The 18,116-nt window shown below is 64.9% G+C and carries 14 protein-coding genes; 10 read left to right on the top strand and 4 right to left on the bottom strand.

Annotated features, from left to right (window positions below; genetic code table 11):
* Positions 1-7 precede the first annotated feature (7 nt).
* The gene (locus DCM79_RS21265; protein ID WP_257176198.1) at positions 8-1,192 is read right to left on the bottom strand and encodes a hypothetical protein; all 1,185 of its coding nucleotides are present in this window, start codon (positions 1,190-1,192) and stop codon (positions 8-10) included.
* Positions 1,193-1,194: 2 nt separating this feature from the next.
* Positions 1,195-1,896 carry a FecR domain-containing protein gene (locus DCM79_RS21260; RefSeq protein WP_257176197.1) on the bottom strand — a complete coding sequence of 234 codons (702 nt, stop codon included), beginning with the start codon at positions 1,894-1,896 and terminating at the stop codon, positions 1,195-1,197.
* 51 nt (positions 1,897-1,947) lie between these two features.
* Between DCM79_RS21260 and DCM79_RS21255 the strand changes: the two genes are divergently transcribed.
* Complete coding sequence (locus tag DCM79_RS21255) at positions 1,948-3,378, top strand: phospholipid carrier-dependent glycosyltransferase (RefSeq protein WP_257176196.1); 1,431 nt, start codon at positions 1,948-1,950, stop codon at positions 3,376-3,378.
* A gap of 54 nt (positions 3,379-3,432) precedes the next feature.
* Here DCM79_RS21255 and DCM79_RS21250 read toward each other — a convergent pair whose 3' ends face one another.
* Positions 3,433-4,074, bottom strand: coding sequence for an OmpA family protein (locus tag DCM79_RS21250; protein WP_257176195.1), 642 nt, complete (start codon positions 4,072-4,074; stop codon positions 3,433-3,435).
* A gap of 502 nt (positions 4,075-4,576) precedes the next feature.
* Here DCM79_RS21250 and DCM79_RS21245 point away from each other — a divergent pair.
* Both DCM79_RS21245 and DCM79_RS21240 read left to right on the top strand, forming a co-directional pair.
* Positions 4,577-4,822, top strand: a complete 246-nt coding sequence (locus DCM79_RS21245) for a hypothetical protein (protein WP_028134798.1) — start codon at positions 4,577-4,579, stop codon at positions 4,820-4,822.
* A 102-nt stretch (positions 4,823-4,924) separates the two neighbouring features.
* The gene (locus DCM79_RS21240) at positions 4,925-6,091 is read left to right on the top strand and encodes a winged helix-turn-helix domain-containing protein (RefSeq protein ID WP_257176194.1); all 1,167 of its coding nucleotides are present in this window, start codon (positions 4,925-4,927) and stop codon (positions 6,089-6,091) included.
* Between the two features lie 39 nt (positions 6,092-6,130).
* On the opposite strand, the gene DCM79_RS21235 is transcribed toward DCM79_RS21240, so the two are convergent.
* Positions 6,131-6,643 carry a DUF2809 domain-containing protein gene (locus tag DCM79_RS21235; RefSeq protein ID WP_257176193.1) on the bottom strand — a complete coding sequence of 171 codons (513 nt, stop codon included), beginning with the start codon at positions 6,641-6,643 and terminating at the stop codon, positions 6,131-6,133.
* A 78-nt stretch (positions 6,644-6,721) separates the two neighbouring features.
* Here DCM79_RS21235 and DCM79_RS21230 point away from each other — a divergent pair, with 78 nt between their 5' ends.
* The 7 genes from DCM79_RS21230 to DCM79_RS21200 all read left to right on the top strand — a co-directional run bounded on the left by DCM79_RS21230 (position 6,722) and on the right by DCM79_RS21200 (position 18,114).
* Positions 6,722-8,062, top strand: coding sequence for an MFS transporter (locus DCM79_RS21230; RefSeq protein WP_257176192.1), 1,341 nt, complete (start codon positions 6,722-6,724; stop codon positions 8,060-8,062).
* A gap of 352 nt (positions 8,063-8,414) precedes the next feature.
* Positions 8,415-9,521: an efflux RND transporter periplasmic adaptor subunit gene (locus DCM79_RS21225; RefSeq protein WP_257176191.1), complete on the top strand. Its 1,107-nt coding sequence runs from the start codon at positions 8,415-8,417 to the stop codon at positions 9,519-9,521.
* Positions 9,522-9,747: 226 nt separating this feature from the next.
* The gene (locus tag DCM79_RS21220) at positions 9,748-12,885 is read left to right on the top strand and encodes an efflux RND transporter permease subunit (protein WP_257176190.1); all 3,138 of its coding nucleotides are present in this window, start codon (positions 9,748-9,750) and stop codon (positions 12,883-12,885) included.
* Between the two features lie 34 nt (positions 12,886-12,919).
* Positions 12,920-13,519: a TetR/AcrR family transcriptional regulator gene (locus DCM79_RS21215; RefSeq protein ID WP_257176189.1), complete on the top strand. Its 600-nt coding sequence runs from the start codon at positions 12,920-12,922 to the stop codon at positions 13,517-13,519.
* Positions 13,520-13,688: 169 nt separating this feature from the next.
* On the top strand, positions 13,689-14,312 hold the full coding sequence (locus DCM79_RS21210) for a flavin reductase family protein (RefSeq protein ID WP_257176188.1): 624 nt from the start codon (positions 13,689-13,691) through the stop codon (positions 14,310-14,312).
* Between the two features lie 251 nt (positions 14,313-14,563).
* The gene (locus tag DCM79_RS21205; RefSeq protein ID WP_257176187.1) at positions 14,564-16,831 is read left to right on the top strand and encodes an acyl-CoA dehydrogenase; all 2,268 of its coding nucleotides are present in this window, start codon (positions 14,564-14,566) and stop codon (positions 16,829-16,831) included.
* Positions 16,831-18,114 (top strand): acetyl-CoA C-acetyltransferase, encoded by a 1,284-nt coding sequence (locus tag DCM79_RS21200; RefSeq protein ID WP_257176186.1) that lies wholly within the window; start codon positions 16,831-16,833, stop codon positions 18,112-18,114. Before DCM79_RS21205 ends, DCM79_RS21200 begins: the two co-directional genes overlap by 1 nt.
* Positions 18,115-18,116: the final 2 nt, after the last annotated feature.

Raw genomic sequence — 18,116 nt, 5'->3', positions numbered from 1 at the left:
CCTTGTCTCAGTAATTGATCCTCAGCCCGACGCCGCCGTGGATCGTGTTGCCGACCGGCTGCGGGCCGAGCGTGCCGTTGGCGAAGAGATCCACGATCCAGCCCTTCTGCACGCGGAAGCCGAGGCGGCCGCCATATTCGAACCAGCCCTGGTTGCCAATGGTCGGCACCACCGTGCCCTGACCGGTCACGGTCGCCACGATGCCGCTGTGGCTGGCGAACGACTGCACCCAGCCGCCGTTGATATTGGTCTCGATGTTGCTGCCGAACAGATGCGTCCACTGCCCGCCGATCTTGACCAGGCTGGTGCGGTCCGTCCCGGTTGCGATGCTGGCGTCGAACGGATTGAACGCCGCGGCACCGTCGCTGTAGCCGGACACGCGCTGCCATAGCTGCCAGACCTCGATCGAGGCCGCCACCTCGTCTCGCGGCGAGAGGCGACTGATCCATCCGGCGCGACCATAGACGGCGTAATTCGAAGCATTGGTCGAACTGGTCACGCTGACCGGGCCGAGACTGGTATCGTAGCTCCGCGTGTAGCGCGCCTTCTCCCACGGCGTCAGAATCGTGCCGATGTCGAAGAACGGACGCGAGGAACCCCAATCGGTGAAGTCATAGCGCAGCGCGAATGCGCCAATCGGCGCGCTCGTGATCTCGTAGCCACGCCCGTCGTAGTGCGTGTAGGCGATGCCGGCGAGGAGCGACAGATTGTTGGTCAGCGCCTTGCGGCCGTGGATGCCGGCGGAGAACGATCCGGCCGAACCGAACGCGCTGACGCAGTCGCCGCAATTGATCTGCTCGTTGACGCCGAGCAGCACCGTGCCGAGCACCCGGTTGGTGATCATCTGGTTGAAGCGCTGATTGGCGAGGCCGCCGATCGAATTGCCGCTGGAATCCGCGCCGGTGGGTCCGGACGGCGGCGGATAAGGGCTCGGCGACGGTGACGGAGCCGGGCTCGGCGACGGGGAGGGCGTCGGCGTGGGTGATGGATTGGGTGACGGGGAATAGGTCGGGGACGGGGACGGCGACGGAGAAGTGGTCGGGGACGGATTGGGCTCCGGCTCGCCGCATTCGGACCCGCACTCCGACGTTTGCGCAGCCGCCGGGCGGGCATCGAATACGACAAGCGCAAAGGCTGCGATCGCAGCCAGCAGGGAGGCGAGGATGATCCGGCTGACGCTCTGTCTTGCCATGGTCAGCGCCCGCACAGCATGCCGTCGTCGTGGACGGCGGGCGAGATGGTCGGCGAGGCGCCGGCATATTGGTTCACCGCGCATAGCCCGGCGCTTGCAGCGCAGTTGGCGGCGAAGGTCCAGGGCGGCGTGCCGGACTTGGTGATGCCGACCTTGCCGCCGGTCGATGTGATGATCGCGGTGTCGCCGGGCTGGGTGAGCTGCACGCACTGGCCGCTCCTCGTGCAGACGCTGGCTGCGCCGTCCTGAAGCACGACGACGGAGCGTCCGCGCTGCGAGAGGATGTCGAGCGTGGTGCCGCGCACGCCGATGGTCGCAAGCGGCGTCGTGATCTTGTAGGCGGACTTATCGGAATGTCCGGTGACGAAACGGAATGCGCCGGTGGTCATGCGGATCGCGACGTCGCGATAGCTGCGCTCGTCGTTGAAGACGGTGCGGTCGAGCTTCAGCGTGGCGCTGGGGCCGAGCGACAGATTGGTGCTGTCGGCCATCACGAAGCGCGCCGCGCTATCGGCGCCGGTGCGCACGGTCTCATCGCGCAGCATGCTGTCGCCGACATTGATCGGCGTGGTGGTCGCAGCGACGCGCACCACCTCGTTCTGGATCACGACGGCTTCGCCGACGCGCGTCTGCGCCAGCGCGCAAGGACCCGCGCACAACGCGGCCGACAGTAGGGTGGAGAAAAACCAGAAACGCAAATTCATTTTGTAACCGATCGATATGTCCCTGATCGTACCGGATCGCGCTTGCTTGCGATGTGGCGGAATTATCACAAGCGGCGCGGGACGTGCGTCATGCTTAGTGACAGTTGCGGCAGAATGCGTTCAATGAAAAACGAAGCTTTCATTTTTGTCCGCGGTGACGCAAATTTGCCACGCAAAACAGCCCCTCAGCAGCCGCTTCAATCATCCGCAGTTCCAAAGATGTCGCGGAGCGCAGTCATTGCTGTCGCGATTTTCCTGGTCGCGCATCTCGCGCTGTTGATCGGACTGACGACGCCGGAAAAGTTCGTCTTCGACGAGGTGCATTACGTGCCGGCGGCGCGGCAGATGCTGGCACCGGCGATGTCGCAGGCGATGCTCAATCCGATGCATCCGCCGCTGGCCAAGGAGCTGATCGCGGCCTCGATCGCGGTTTTCGGCGACAACGCGCTTGGCTGGCGCTATCCCGCGACATTGTTCGGCGCATTGGCGATCGTCGCGATCTATCTGTGCGGCCTCGCGCTGTTCGCGGCGCAAGGCCCCGCGATCGCCGCGGCGCTGATCGCGGGGCTGAACCAGATGCTGTACGTGCAGGCGCGCATCGCCATGCTCGACATCTTTGCGCTCGGCTTCGGTCTGCTCGCGACGGCCGCCTTCATGCATGGATTTCGACGAGAGCGACCGCAGGCGCTGTTCGCGCTCGCGGGCAGCCTGTTCGGCCTTGCTGCGGCCTGCAAATGGAGCGGCCTGTTTCCGCTCGGCGTTTGCATCGTCATCGTCGCCGTGATCCGCCTGATGCAGGGCTGGCGCACGCTGTTCGCCGACGCCAAGCCGGACGATTGGTATCGACCGGATCTTTGGCCCGGCCTCCGGCTGCATCATGTCGCGCTGTGCTTCGCGGTCTTGCCCGGTGTGGCCTACCTTGCCGCTTTCGTTCCGCTCTACGGGATGTCGGTGCCGGAGCTGATCGAGGCGCAGCGGCGGATCTTTACCGACAACACCACGACCGCGATTGCCGGGCATACCTACATGAGCTCGTGGCCGTCGTGGCCGCTGCTGGCGCGGCCGGTCTGGTTCCTGTTCGACAAGATTGCGGAAGACAACGTCTCCGCGGTCGTGTTCCTCGGCAATCCGCTGGTATTGTGGCCGGCTTTGCTCGCGCTCGTCGTCGTGCTGCGCGATTTCGTCGTCGAGCGCCGTTGGGATGCATTCCTGATTGCGGCGTTCTATGTCGGCCCGTGGCTCGCCTGGGCGTTGCTGCCGCGCACGCTGGGCTTCATCTATTACTATCTACCGGCCGCCACGGCGGCCTCGCTCGCCCTGGTCTATGTGCTGCGCCGGGGCGGCCTGCCGCGCTGGCTGCTGTGGGCCTATGTCGGCATTGCGGCGATCGGCTTTGCAATCATGCTGCCGATCTCGGCGGCCTTTATCGGCACCTCGATGCGGAGCTTCAACCGGCTGATGCTGTTCCAGAGCTGGATATGACATCGCCGCCTGCCGGGTTGCGGCAGGCGGCGTGTTTCGCGCCATGATGGCGAGTTACTTCGACGCGGTCTTGGTGTCCATGTTGACGACCTGGACGCGGCGATTGACGGCGTCGGAGCTGTTGGCGGTATCCTTCAGCTTGGTCTCGCCGTAGCCGACCGTGACGAGATCGTTGCCGTTGAGGCCGTAGTTCTGCACCAGGTACTTCTTGATGGTGTCGGCGCGCCGTTCGGAGAGGCCTTGATTGTACTGTTCGCCGCCGGTCGCGTCGGTGTGCCCGGCGACCACGAAGGTCGAGCCCTTCAGCGCCGGATCGGACAGCGCCTTGCCGAGCGCCTGCACCGAGGGCATCGAGGTCTTGGCGATATCGGCCGAGTTGTAGTCGAACTGGATTTCCAGGTCGATCTTCGGCTTGGTCGCCGCGAGCTCGGCGATCTGCTCGCGCTCGCCCGTCGAGAGCGACCGGGTCGAGCGGTTGCGCACCGTGTTCAGGAAGGTCGCCTCCTTGGCTTGCGCGGTCGTGTCGGTCTGCGGACCGACGGACAGGCCGCGGGTTGCCGGCTTGGGCTTCAGTGCATCCAGGATCTTGTCGGTGGAGACATTGCTGTCGCCGGCCAGAGCCAGGCCCGTCGTCATCGACAGGGCTGCGGAAAGAGCAATCGCCTTCAGTCCAAAGAATTTATCAAAACGGGTCATTGTCGTATCCTCGCTGTTACGCCTGATAGCGATTTGATGCTGCGAGCATAGGGCAGGTTCAAAGCCCCGGATGTGATCTTGGTCACGGTGGTCGACAGCGCTTCCAGGCCTGTTCTCGCGTATTTTCCGGCTTTCGGGCGGTGAACCGGCACGTTTCGCGGCCCCATCGGCAGCGGAGCCGATCGTCCCAATAGCAGTGGTCGCATTCTCCGCGGGACAGGTTCACACCGCGGCAGGCCCGGTATGACTGAAATCACGTTGAGGGCGCGGGCTCCTTGCCCGGGAGACGGACTCCCGCGGTGGCCCGCCGAACCGGGCAATGTGCCGGAGCCGGAGGTCGCTACCGGCAGCCGCGGGGGGAGCGCCCAAAAGTCGCACGCTGACAGCGGGCTTGCGCTGCGGCGCAGCAACGAAAATGTCTTCTCCCTGCAAACTTGTCGCTAAAGAATGGCTATCGTGTTGACCGGCATGGCGCCGGTTCGCTCTACGGAGGAGACATTAGATGAAGATCTTGCTTTCGGTCGTTCTGCTCGCCGCGTTTTCGGCATCGCCGGCTTTCGCAGCCAAGATGCAGCCCTGCACGGGCGAAGCGATGGGCAAGTCGATCACCGCGATGGGAACGGTGGATTCGCCGGCCAAGCAGGCGATGGCGAAGGAAATGGCTTCGGCCAACTCCGAGATGAGCAAAGCCAATATGCGCGGCGCCTGCAAGCACTACATGAAGATGCAGAAGATGAGCGCGAAATAGCCGAGCGTTCGTCGACCGGCCGCGCTGCCAGTCGATGGCAGCGCGGTTTTCTTTGCCTCGATTGTTTGCCTGCGCGCGAATCTCGCTACATTGCATTCTGCAATGTCACGCACGCTCAAACCCCATCCCCTCACCACGAGACAGGCCCGGCAGATCTGGCTGCATGCCCAGCGGCTGGATGAGCGCACCCCGTTCGGCGAGGGAGCACAGGCCGTCGCGGATGCGGTCGCTCATCTCGGCTATGTGCAGATCGACACCATCAACGTCATCGAGCGCTGCCATCATCACATTCTGTTCAGCCGGATCCCGTCCTATCGCCGCGCCGATCTGCGCCATGCCCAGAGCGCCGACAGAAGCGTGTTCGAGTATTGGACCCACGCGCTCTCCTACGTGCCGACCGGCGACTTCCGTTTCTTCCTGCCGGCGATGCGCGAGCATCGGCGCGAGGGGCACAAATGGTTCGCCTCGGTGAAGCCCGCCGACATGCGCAAGGTGATGCGGCTGCTGCGGGCCGGTCCGCTGACCATCCGCGACATCGAGGATGACGTGCTCGTCGAGAAGGAGCATCTGTGGCAGAGCCGCAAGCCCTCCAAGCGGGCGTTGCAGCTGGCCTTCTATACCGGCGCCGTCACCATCAGCGAGCGGCAGGGCATGCTCAAGACCTACGAGCTGATGACGCGCCATTTCGGCTGGGACACGCTGCCAAGGCCTGCCTCGACAAGGGAGATCACGACCTATCTGCTCGACCGCGCGTTGCGGTCGCAAGGTGTGGTGAGCCTCGATTCGATCTGCCACCTCGACGCCCCGCGCAAGAAGGCGGTGGCCGGCCTGATCGCTTCCCGCGTCCGCCGCGGCGAGCTCGTGCCGGTCGCGCTCGACGGCGCCGGCAAGCAGGAGCATTGGGCGGCGCCGGCCGTGCTGGAGCCCAGCAGTGAGGCGGTCTCCCCCGATCTGGTCCACATCCTCTCGCCGTTCGATCCCCTGATCATCCAGCGCAAGCGCACCAATCTCATCTTCGGCTACAACCATCTGTTCGAGGCCTATGTGCCGAAGGCCAAGCGCAAGCTCGGCTATTTCGCGCTGCCCGTGCTGGTCGGCGACGAGATCGTCGCCGCGCTCGATCTCAAGACCGACCGGCAGGCCAAGAAGCTCCTGATGCAGAAATGGACCTGGGTCGGACAGGGCAAGAAAACGGCGGGCCGCACGGCGCTGAAGCAGCGGATCGAGGAGGAGCTCGATCGCTTCGAGCGTTTTCAGCTCTCGGAGTGAATCGCAAAGCATCGGTCGCGTAGGGTGGGCAAAGGCGCGTTAGCGCCGTGCCCACCGTCTGCTTGTGGTGGGCACGCTTTCGCCTTCGCTCTTCGAGCTACGGCGGACAAGTCGCTTTGCCCACCCTGCGAGACCGCGCATCCCGACGAAACAATCGATCCAAACGCCGAACGCAATCCCCACCGCATACGCCGCCAGATTCCAGAGCGAGAAGATGCGGCCGAGCAACAAGGCGCCGGCGGTCGTCAAGCGGAATGCGTCGAGCCACGGCGCATGCACCATGCGGGAGAATTCCACGGCGATGGCGATGATCGCCGCGAGCGCTGCAATCTGCGTCCGCGTGAGTCGCGGCAGCAAAACGCCCGCCAGCAGAAACACCATCGTGGCCCATAATAACGAGCCGCCATACTTCACCACGAAAGCGGGGAGGCCGAGCGGAAAGCCGTACCAGCGCAACGACAGCCCGCAGGTGATGACGACGAGCGCGAGAGCGGCGCGGATCATCGTCTTCTGCATCGGCGCAATGGCGTGATCCGGCTGCGCCCCGTGCATTGCTCGCTCCATTGACTCTTCGCCCGCGATGCTCAAAACCGCCATCGACCCACAAAAGCAACAACCAAGGGGGAAGCCATGAGCCAGACCACTATCTATGCCGGTTCCACCGGCGGCGCCAAGAACGTCAAGAGCGAAATCGAAACGTCGACGATCCGCGCCATTTCCTGGCGCCTGATTCCCTTTCTGGTGCTGGCCTACTTCTTCTCCTATCTCGACCGCGTCAATCTCGGTTTCGCGGCGCTGACCATGAACGCGGACCTGAAATTCACGCCGCTGATCTTCTCCTGGGGCGCCGGCATCTTCTTCATCGGCTATTTCATCTTCGAGGTTCCGAGCAACCTCGCGCTGAAGAAATTCGGCGCGAGCCGCTGGATCGCCCGCATCATGGTGACCTGGGGGATCATCTCGGCGCTGATGGCGATGGTCAGCGGCGTGACGAGCTTCTACGTCCTGCGCTTCCTGCTCGGCGTCGCCGAGGCCGGCTTCTTCCCCGGCATCATCCTCTATCTCACCTATTGGTATCCGGCAGAATATCGCGCCCGCTTCCTGGCGGCTTTCGCCATCGCGGTGCCGGTCTCGACCGTGATCGGTGCGCCGATCTCGGGCCTCTTGCTCGGGCTCGATGGCCTGATGGGGCTGAAGGGCTGGCAGTGGCTGTTCATCATCGAGGGCATCCCCTCGGTGCTGCTCGGCATCGTCACCTGGTTCTATCTCACCGACAGGCCGGAGAAGGCGGACTGGCTGTCGGCCGAGCAGAAGGCCTGGCTCAAGGCGAAGCTCGATGCGGAGATCGCGGCCAAGCAGGCGGTGAAGCATGTCTCGCTCGGCGAAGCGTTGTCCTCGCCCAAGGTGATCGCGCTCAGCCTGATCTATTTCGGCTTCGTCGGGGCGCTCTATGGCATGCAGTTCTGGCTGCCCCAGATCGTCAAGGCGTTCGGGCTGACCAATGCCCAGACCGGTTTTGTCACCGCGATCCCGTACCTGTTCGGCACCATCGCCATGATCCTGTGGGCGCGGCACTCCGATGCGACGCGCGAGCGCGTCATGCATGTCGGCGCGCCGCTGCTGCTGACGGCGGTCGCGCTCGGCGTGTCGTCCTATCTCACCGATCCCACGGCGACGATGGTGGTGTTGACCGTCGCCGCGGTCGGCGTGTTCTGCTGCTTCGGCGTGTTCTGGACCCTGCCGACCGCCTGGCTGTCAGGCACCGCGGCCGCCGGCGCCATCGCCCTGATCAACTCGATCGGCAACCTCGCCGGCTTTGGCGGGCCGTATCTGATCGGCTGGGTCAAGGAAGCCACGGGCCAGACTTCGAATGGCCTCCTCGTGCTCGCCGTGCTGCCGCTGCTCGCCGGCATCCTGGTGTTTGTCGGCGGCCATGACAGCAAGCACGAGTTCGCCGGGCAGGGGCGGTAGCGGGGCTAATTGCGTAGGGGAGGCAAAGGCGCGCTCTTCGCGCCGTGCCCACCATCTTTCCCTAGGCTCGGTGTGTCCCGGACAAGCTGCAACGCACAAGCGTTGCAGCGCAGAGCCGGGACCCAGAGACCACGAACCCGGCGCATTATGGGCCCCGGCTCAGCAGCGCACCGTCGAAGAGACGCTGCGCTGCGTCCGGGGCACGAGCGCGCGCGACTTCGCCTCCTCTGTTGCCATCCAACCTCTTCTCACCACCCCTTAACGATCACGGATTCCTGATGACTGACGATTATTGACTTTTATCAGTGATTAGTCGACATTCATCCCAGTCGAGATGCAGGAGTGTCCTTCGATGTTCGTCCGGTTGGTTTTATCGAGCTATTCCAGGCTGTTGGCAGGCGTGGCGCTGGCCCTGATGGCCGCGACGCTGGCCGGGTGCAATGACACCGTCGCCGAGAAGGCCGAGCCGCCGCGGCCGGTTCTGGTCGCAACCGCGCATTATGATGCCGAGACCCCGGAGCGCAGCTTCGTCGGCACCGTCAGGCCGCGGATCGAGAGCGATCTCGGCTTCCGCGTTGCCGGCAAGGTCGCCAAGCGGCTCGTGGAGGTCGGCCAGACCGTCGAGGTCGGCCAGCCGCTCGCCACCCTCGACGAGGTCGATTTGAAGCTGCAGGCCGAGCAGGCGCTGGCCGAGCAGACCGCCGCCACCGGCGTGCTGGCCCAGGCCGCTGCCGCCGAGCAGCGGGCCAAGGATCTGAAGGCCAAGGGCTGGACCACGGATGCGCAGATGGATTCGAGCCGCGCCGCCGCGGACGAAGCCCGCGCCCGCCTGAACCGCGCCGAGCGCGCGCTCGAATTGAGCAAAAACTCACTTTCCTACGCGACGCTCGTTGCCGACGCCCGTGGCGTCGTCACCGCAACGCTGATCGAGCCCGGCCAGGTGGTTGCCGCGGGCCAGGCTTCGATCCGTGTCGCCCGCTTTGCCGAGAAGGAAGCGGTCGTCGCGATCCCTGAGACGCTGGTTGGACGCGCCAAGTCGGGCGTCGCCAGCGTCACTCTTTGGTCCGAGCCGGGCAAGAAGTACGCAGCCAAGCTGCGCGAGATCGCGCCGGCGGCCGATCCGGCCACGCGCACCTATCTTGCGAAATTCTCGCTGCCCGAGGCCGACGACAAGGTCTCGCTCGGCATGACCGCGACGCTGACGCTGTCGGACGCCGCGACCGAGCGCGTCGCGCGGCTGCCGCTGTCGGCGCTGTTCAACGAAGGCGGCAAGCCGTCCTTTTACGTCGTCGACGACAATGGCGCGCTCACCCTGAAGCCGGTGACGGTGAAGTCCTACGAGAGCAACGACGTCGTCATCACCGGCGGCGTGGAAGAGGGCGCCAAGATCGTCGCCCTCGGCGTGCAGAAGCTCGATCCGGGCCAGCGGGTGCGGGTCGTGTCGTCGCTGAGTTTCTAATTCCCGTCATTCCAGGTTCGCCCTATGGGCGCCCCGGAAGGACAAAGAGAAATTGAGTTTCGTCGTGCAAGGTGAGTTTCGGCCTTTGTCCCTAAGCAAAGGCTGAAGCGGCGAAGCGATCCAGAACCTGCCCAGCCCCCTGGATTGCTTCGCTGCCTCGCGACGACGGTTTGAACGGGATGGCTGTCGTGTCTTTGGCAATTGGATCGTCTTTTCGGAGAGAGCGATGAAGCGCTTCAACCTTTCGGCCTGGGCCGTCAGCCATCCGACGCTGGTTCTCTTCATGATGATCATTCTCGGCGTCGCCGGCTTCTTCTCCTATGAGAAGCTCGGCCGCGCCGAGGATCCGTTCTTCACGGTGAAGGTGGTCAACGTCTCCGTGATCTGGCCGGGCGCGACCGCGCAGGAGATGCAGACGCAGGTCGCCGATCCCATCGAGAAGAAGATCCAGGAGCTGCCCTATTTCGAGAAGGTGCAGACCTATTCCAAGCCCGCCTTCACCGCGCTCCAGGTCACCTTCCGCGACAACACCCCGCCGAAGGAGGTGCCTTATCTCTTTTATCTCCTGCGCAAGAAGCTGGTCGACGTGCAGGGCCAGCTGCCGTCGGGCATTCTGGGACCCGTCGTCAACGACGAGTTCTCCGACGTCGATTCCATCCTCTACATGATGACCGGCGACGGAGCGGATTACGCCCAGCTCAAGAAGGTCTCGGAAGGCTTCCGTCAGCGCCTGCTCAAGGTGCCGGGGGTGACGAAGGTCGACGTCTACGGCAACCAGGACGAGCGCATCTTCGTCGAGTTCAGCCACGCCAAGCTCGCCACCCTCGGCATCACGCCGCAGGCGCTATTCGATTCGCTCGCCAAGCAGAACAACGTCACCCCTGCCGGCACGGTCGAGACCTCCTCGCAGCGCGTGCCGCTGCGCGTCACCGGCGCGCTCGACGGTGCCAAGGCCGTGGCCGAAACGCCGGTCGAGAGCAATGGCCGCGTGTTCCGCTTGGGGGACATCGCCACCGTCACCCATGGCTATGTCGATCCGCCGAGCTTCGTCGTCCGCCAGGAAGGCAAGGCGGCGATCGGCATCGGCGTCGTCACCGCCAAGGGTGCCAACATCCTCGATCTCGGCAAGGAGGTCGAGAAGGCGACCGCGGACTTCATGAAGGCGGTGCCGCAGGGCATCGACGTCAAGCTGATCGCCGACCAGCCCAAGGTGGTCGAGCATGCCGTCGGCGAGTTCGTGCATTCCTTCATGGAAGCGCTCGTCATCGTGCTGTTCGTCTCGTTCCTGGCGCTGGGCTGGCGCACCGGCATCGTGGTCGCGCTGTCGGTGCCCCTGGTGCTCGGCATCGTCTTCATCGTCATGAACACGATGTCGCTCGACCTGCACCGCATCACGCTGGGCGCCCTGATCATCGCGCTCGGCCTGCTCGTCGACGACGCCATCATCGCGGTCGAGATGATGGTGGTGAAGATGGAGCAGGGCTGGGACCGCATGCGTGCGGCATCCTTTGCCTGGGAATCTACTGCGTTTCCGATGCTCACGGGAACGCTGGTCACGGCCGCTGGCTTCCTCCCCATCGGCTTTGCCAATTCCGCGGTCGGCGAATATGCCGGCAGCATCTTCTGGATCGTGGCGATCGCTCTGGTCGCCTCCTGGTTCGTGGCGGTGATCTTCACGCCCTATATCGGCGTCAAGCTGCTGCCGGAGATGAAGGCGCACCACAACCACGATCCGCATGCGGTCTACGAGACCCGCATGTACCGCGGCCTGCGCGCCATCGTGAAATGGTGCGTCAACCACCGCATCACCGTGGTGGTCGCGACCGTCGGCGTCTTCATCGCCTCGATCGTCGGGTTTGGCCAGGTCCAGCAGCAGTTCTTCCCGCTGTCGGAGCGGCCCGAGCTGTTCTTCCAGCTGCGCCTGCCCGAGGGCACGGCCTTCAACGTCACCGAAAAGGCGGTAAAGAAGGCCGAGACGCTGCTCAAGGACGACAAGGACATCGAGACCTATACGTCCTATGTCGGCCAGGGCTCGCCGCGCTTCTGGCTCGGCCTCAATCCGCAGCTGCCGAACGAGGCCTTCGCCGAGATCGTCATCGTCGCCAAGGGCGTCGAGGCGCGCGAGCGCATCAAGGCCAAGATCGAGAATGCGGCTGCCGAGGGCTTCCTGTCTGAGGCGCGCGTGCGCGTCGACCGCTTCAATTTCGGTCCTCCGGTCGGTTTCCCCGTCCAGTTCCGCGTGATCGGCCCCGACGCCAACAAGGTGCGTGAGATCGCCTACCAGGTGCGCGACGTCATGCGCCAGAACAAGAGCGTCAAGGACGTCCAGCTCGACTGGAACGAGCAGTCGCCTTACCTCAAGCTCGTCGTCGATCAGGACCGCGCCCGTGCCATGGGCCTGACGCCGCAGGACGTCTCGCAGGCGCTGGCGATGTTGATCTCGGGCTCGCAGGTCACGACCGTGCGCGACGGCATCGAGAAGGTCGGCGTGGTCGCCCGTGCGATCCCGTCCGAGCGGCTCGACCTCGGCGGCGTCGGCGACCTTACCATCACCTCGCGCAATGGCGTGGCCGTGCCGCTGCAGCAGATCGCCAAGATCGAGTATGCCCACGAGGAGCCGATCATGTGGCGGCGCAACCGCGACATGGCGATCACCGTGCGCTCCGACGTCGTCGACGGCGTGCAGGCGCCCGATGTCACAAACCAGATCACGCCGAAGCTGAAGCCGATCATGGATCACCTCGAGCCGGCCTACCGGATCGAGCCGGGCGGCGCGTTCGAGGAATCCGCCAAGGGCAACGCCTCGATCTTCGTCCTCTTCCCGGTGATGGTCATGGTGATGCTGACGCTGCTGATGATCCAGCTGCAGAGCTTCTCGCGCCTGATCCTGGTGTTCCTGACCGCGCCGCTCGGCATCGTCGGCGCCTCGCTCGGCCTCAACGTCGCCAATGCCCCGTTCGGCTTCGTGGCGCTGCTCGGCCTGATCGCGCTCGCCGGCATGATCATGCGCAACACGGTCATCCTGGTCGACCAGATCGAGACCGACGTCTCGCACGGCCTGCCCCGGCGCGAGGCCATCGTGGAGGCCACCGTCCGCCGCGCCCGGCCCGTGGTGCTGACGGCGCTCGCCGCCATCCTCGCCATGATCCCGCTGTCGCGCTCGGCGTTCTGGGGCCCGATGGCGATCACCATCATGGGCGGCCTGTTCGTCGCGACCTTCCTCACGCTCCTGTATCTGCCAGGCCTCTACGCGCTGTGGTTCAGGAAGAGCCTGGACGAGGCAGGTATCCCCGAACGGCCTACCGCGCCGCAGCATGGGAGCGATGAGCATTCAGCTATTCCGCTTGCTGAAGCGGCTGAATAAGTGAGATGAAGTGCTGATCGATGAGTCCTGACTGATGGCCCTTATTTCGGAACATATCGAAGGCGACACCCGGGATCGTATCCTCGAGGTGGCCGAGCGGCTGTTCCGCCAGATCGGCTACCAGAAGACCACGGTGGGCGACATCGCCAAAGAGCTCCGGATGAGTCCCGCCAACGTGTATCGCTTCTTCGAATCGAAGAAGGCGATCCATCAGGCGGTGGCCCGCTCCCTCATGGGCGAGGTCGAGCTCGAAGCGCAGCGGATCGTGGCAAGGCCCGGCCCGGTGCCGGAGCGCTTCCGCGAGCTCCTCACCACCATCCATCGCATGAACACCGAGCGCTATGTCGGCGACAACAAGCTGCACGAGATGGTCGAGATCGCGATGCAGGAGGACTGGGAGGTCTGCGTCAACCATATGGAGTGCATCGCCGGCGTCGTCGGCCAGATGATCGCGCAAGGCGTGGCCTCCGGCGAGTTCGAGACGAAGGACCTCCAGCTGGCCTCGCTGTGCGCCTGCACCGCGATGATGCGGTTCTTCCACCCCCAGATGATCGCCCAGTGCGCCACCAAGCCGGGCCCGAACATCGACCAGATGATCGATTTCGTCATCGCCGGTCTGTCGCCGCGCCACTGACGGGGCGGCGGGTTTCCCTCTATAAGCAGCGGGCTGACCCGCTCGAGGCGGCCAGGACGGATCAACAAACTCCGTCATTGCGAGCACAGCGAAGCAATCCAGACTGTCTCCGCGGGGGGATTTCTGGATTGCTTCGCTGCGCTCGCAATGACGCAAAGGAAGCACCCGCGTGACCGACAAAGACCTTTACTTCTACGAGCCCTCCAAGGGCCACGGCCTCAAGCACGATCCCTTCAACGCCATCATCGCGCCGCGGCCGATCGGCTGGATCTCATCCCGCGACAGCAAGGGCCACGTCAACCTCGCGCCCTACAGCTTCTTCAACGCCTTCTGCTACGTGCCGCCGATCATCGGCTTTTCCTCCACCAACTGGAAGGACACGGTGGAGAACATCCAGCAGACCGGCGAATTCGTCTGGAATCTCGCCACGATGGACCTTGCCAAGCACATGAATGCGACCGCGGCGCATGTCGCGCCTGAGGTCGACGAGTTCGAGGTCGCGGGGCTCACCGCCGTGCCCGGCAAGCTCGTCAACGTGCCGCGCGTCGGCGAAAGTCCGGTCGCCTTCGAATGCAAGGTGTCGGACATCATCCGCCTCAAGGGCGCTGACGGCAAGGAGGCCGACGCCTGGTTGACGTTGGGGGAGGTCGTCGCCGTCCACATCGACAAGGCCATGATCAAGGACGGCGTCTACCAGACCGCCGCCGCCCGCCCGATCGTCCGCGCCGGCCGCCGCGGCGATTATTTCGAGATCAAGCCGGAAAACATGTTCGAGATGGTGCGGCCGGATTGATCCGGTCGCTCCCGTAGCCCGGATGGAGCGAAGCGAAATCCGGGTTCTTACCGCGGATAGACCTTCCCGGATTGCGCTTCGCTCCATCCGGGCTACCGCTCTCCTCATCCCTCCCGGAACTGTCCCCGCGTCCCGGCCGTTATGGCCCGGGCGGCCGCCCGGCCGCGTCAATGTTGCAGGCTGGATGTTCGCCTCCGCCAGCCGATTTCCGCTAAAATACCCTGTCACCGCGCCGATGCATGAGGTCAGCCATGAGCTTCCGCCGCGACACCCTGACCAAGCCGATCTTCTCCTGGGCGCGCGGCGTGCTGCCGTCGATGTCCGACACCGAGCGCGAGGCGCTGGAGGCGGGCGACGTCTGGTGGGACGCCGATCTCTTCACCGGCAACCCTGACTGGTCGAAACTGCTGAAAATTGCGCCAGCCAAATTGACCGAGGAGGAGCGGGCCTTTCTCAACGGTCCCGTCGACGAGCTCTGCGCCATGCTCGACGAGTGGAAGATTTTCTGGGAATGGCGGGACCTGCCGCAGGACGTCTGGCACTTCGTCAAGCGCGAGAAATTCTTCGGCATGATCATCCCGAAGGAGTTCGGCGGCCTCGGCTTCTCGCCCTATGCCCATTCCGAGGTGGTACGCAAGATTTCGACCCGCTCGATCGCAGCTGCGGTGACGGTGATGGTGCCGAACTCGCTGGGGCCCGGCGAGCTCCTGATGCGCTTCGGCACGAAAGAGCAGCAGCAGCGCTGGCTGCCGCGCCTCGCCGACGGCCGCGACATTCCCTGCTTCGGCCTCACCAGCCCGGAAGCCGGTTCCGATGCGGCCTCGATGGTCGACAGCGGCATCATCTGCAAGGGTGAGTTCGAAGGTCGCGAGGTGCTCGGGCTCAGGCTGAACTGGCACAAGCGCTACATCACGCTGGGCCCGGTCGCGACGCTGCTCGGCCTCGCCTTCAAGGCCTATGATCCCGATCATCTCGTCGGCCATCAGGAAGAGCTCGGCATCACCGTCGCGCTGATCCCGACCAATCTGCCCGGCGTCGAGATCGGCCAGCGCCATCTGCCGTCGATGCAGGTATTCCAGAACGGCCCGAACCGGGGCCGCGACGTCTTCATTCCGCTCGACTATGTCATCGGCGGCCAGGCGCGACTGGGGCAGGGCTGGAAGATGCTGATGACCGCGCTTGCCGCCGGCCGCGGCATCTCGCTGCCGTCGCTCTCTGCCGCGGGTGCCGCCTATGCAGCGCGCACCACCGGCGCCTATGCCCGCATCCGCGAGCAGTTCGGCATCTCCATCTCCAAATTCGAAGGCGTCGAGGAGCCGCTCGCGCGCATCGTCGCGACCGCCTACCAGCTCGACGCGGCGCGCCGGCTGACCTGCGCGGCGCTGAATGCCGGCGTCCATCCCGCCGTCATCTCCGGCATCATGAAGCTGCATGCGACCGAACGGATGCGCACCGCGATCGACGATGCCATGGACATCCACGGCGGCAAGGCCGTCATCGACGGTCCGCAAAACTATCTCGGCAATCTGCACCGCGCCGTTCCTGTCGGGATCACGGTCGAGGGCGCCAACATCCTGACGCGCAATCTCATCGTGTTCGGGCAGGGCGCGATCCGCGCGCATCCCTATCTGCTCGACGAGATGAATGCACTCGCCGACACCGATCGCGAGCGTGGCCTCACTGCGTTCGACAAGGCCTTCTGGAAGCATGTCGGCCACAGTTTTCAGACGCTGTTTCGCGCCTTCGGCCGGAGCTGGACGTTCGGCGCCTTCGCGCTTGCCCCGGATGCGGGCGACGCCACGCCATTCTATCGCCAGCTCTCGCGCTATTCGGCGGCGTTTGCGCTCTGCGCCGACATGGCGCTGCTGACGCTCGGCGGCGCGCTCAAGCGCAAGGAGATGCTGTCGGCGCGCTTCGGCGACATCCTGTCCGAGCTGTATCTGCTCTCGGCGGCACTGAAGCGCTGGCAAGACGAGGGCCGGCAGAAGCAGGACTTTGCCGCGCTGGAATGGTGCATGGCGAGCGGTTTCAGGACCATCGAGAACCGCCTCGCCGAAATCCTCGCCAACCTGCCCAACCGCTTCGTCGCCGGCTTCCTCAAGCTCGTGGTTCAGCCGTTCGGCGCCCGCGTGCTCGGCCCGTCCGACCGCGTCGTGCACCAATGCGCTGGCATCGTGCTGGAGCCCTCGGCCGCGCGCGAGCGCCTGACACCGGATCTGGCTTACGTCGATGACGACGGCGGCTTTGCCCGGCTGGAGCGTGCTTTCAAGCTGGTCACCGGCGCTGAGGCTATCGCCAAGAGCATGCGCGCCGCGCATATCCGCGACTGGAAGGATGCCGTCAGCAGGGGCGTGATCACGCAGGCCGAGGGCGAGCAACTGGCTGCTGCTCATGAAGCCGTCACAAAAGTGATCGAGGTCGACGATTTTGCGCCGGAGGCGCTGTCGCCGATTTACAAGAAAACCGTCAATGTGCATCAGTTCTTCCAGGAACTCGGTGAGCAGAGGGCGGCGGGCTGATGGCACGACCGGTATTCATTATCGACGGCAGCCGGACGCCGTTTCTAAAGGCGCGCTCGGGCCCCGGACCGTTCACGCCGGTCGATCTCGCCGTGCAATGCGGCCGGCCGCTGCTGGCGCGCCAGCCGTTTGCGCCCGATAGTTTCGACCAGGTCATTCTCGGCTGCGTCAACGTCATCGCGGACGAGATGAATCCAGCCCGGGTTGCCGCGCTCCGGCTCGGCATGGGCGAGGACATGGTCGCCTTCACCGTGCAGATCAATTGCGGCTCCGGCATGCAGTCGATCGACACCGCCTATCGCTACATTCGCGAGGGCCATGCCGACATGATCCTGGCGGGCGGCACCGAGGCGCTGAGCCACGCGCCGCTGGTCTGGCCCAATTCGGGCGTGCGCTGGTTCGCCGGCCTTGCCACCGCCAAGGGTGTGGCCGCGAAGCTCGCCGCGGCCTTCAAGCTCCGCCCCCGCGATCTCAAGCCGGTCATCGGCCTGGAGCGCGGGCTGACCGATCCGATCACCGATCTGAACATGGGCCAGACCGCCGAAGTGGTCGGCCATCTCTTCGGCATCACGCGCGCCCAGTCCGACGCCTACGCAGCCGAGAGCCATCGCCGGCTCGCGCAGGCGCAAGGTGCGGGCTATCTGAAAGGCGAGGTCGAGACGGCGTTCGCGCGCGACGGCAAGTTCTTCGACCATGACGATGGCGTGCGGCCGGACTCCACGGCGGAGACGCTCGCGAAACTCCGGCCGGTGTTCGAGCGGCCCTGGGGCCAGGTCACCGCCGGCAATTCCTCGCAGATCACCGACGGCGCCTCCTGGGTGATCCTGGCTTCCGACGCGGCGGTGGCAAAGCACAAGCTCACGCCGAAGGCCGCGATCGTCGACAGCCATTGGGCGGCGCTCGATCCTGGCATTATGGGGCTCGGGCCGGTGATGTCGGCGACGCCGCTGCTCCAGCGCAACGGCCTCACCATCAAGGACGTCGAGACCTGGGAGCTCAACGAGGCCTTCGCCACCCAGGTCCTCGGCTGTCTCGCGGCCTGGAACGACGACAAATTCTGCCGCGAGATCCTCGGTCTCGACGGCGCGGCCGGTGAGATCGACCGCGACAAGCTTAACGTCGACGGTGGCGCCATCTCGCTCGGTCATCCCGTCGGCACCTCCGGCAACCGCATCGTGCTGCATCTCGTCAACGCGATGAAGCGGCTCGGCACGCGCCGTGGCGTCGCCACCGAATGCATCGGCGGCGGTCTTGGCGGGGCCATGCTGATCGAGGCGGTGTGACC

Source organism: Bradyrhizobium sp. WBOS07 (assembly GCF_024585165.1).
GTDB lineage: Bacteria > Pseudomonadota > Alphaproteobacteria > Rhizobiales > Xanthobacteraceae > Bradyrhizobium > Bradyrhizobium japonicum_B.
The sequence above is the reverse complement of the archived record's forward strand: the minus strand, read 5'-3'. Positions and strand labels throughout refer to the sequence as shown.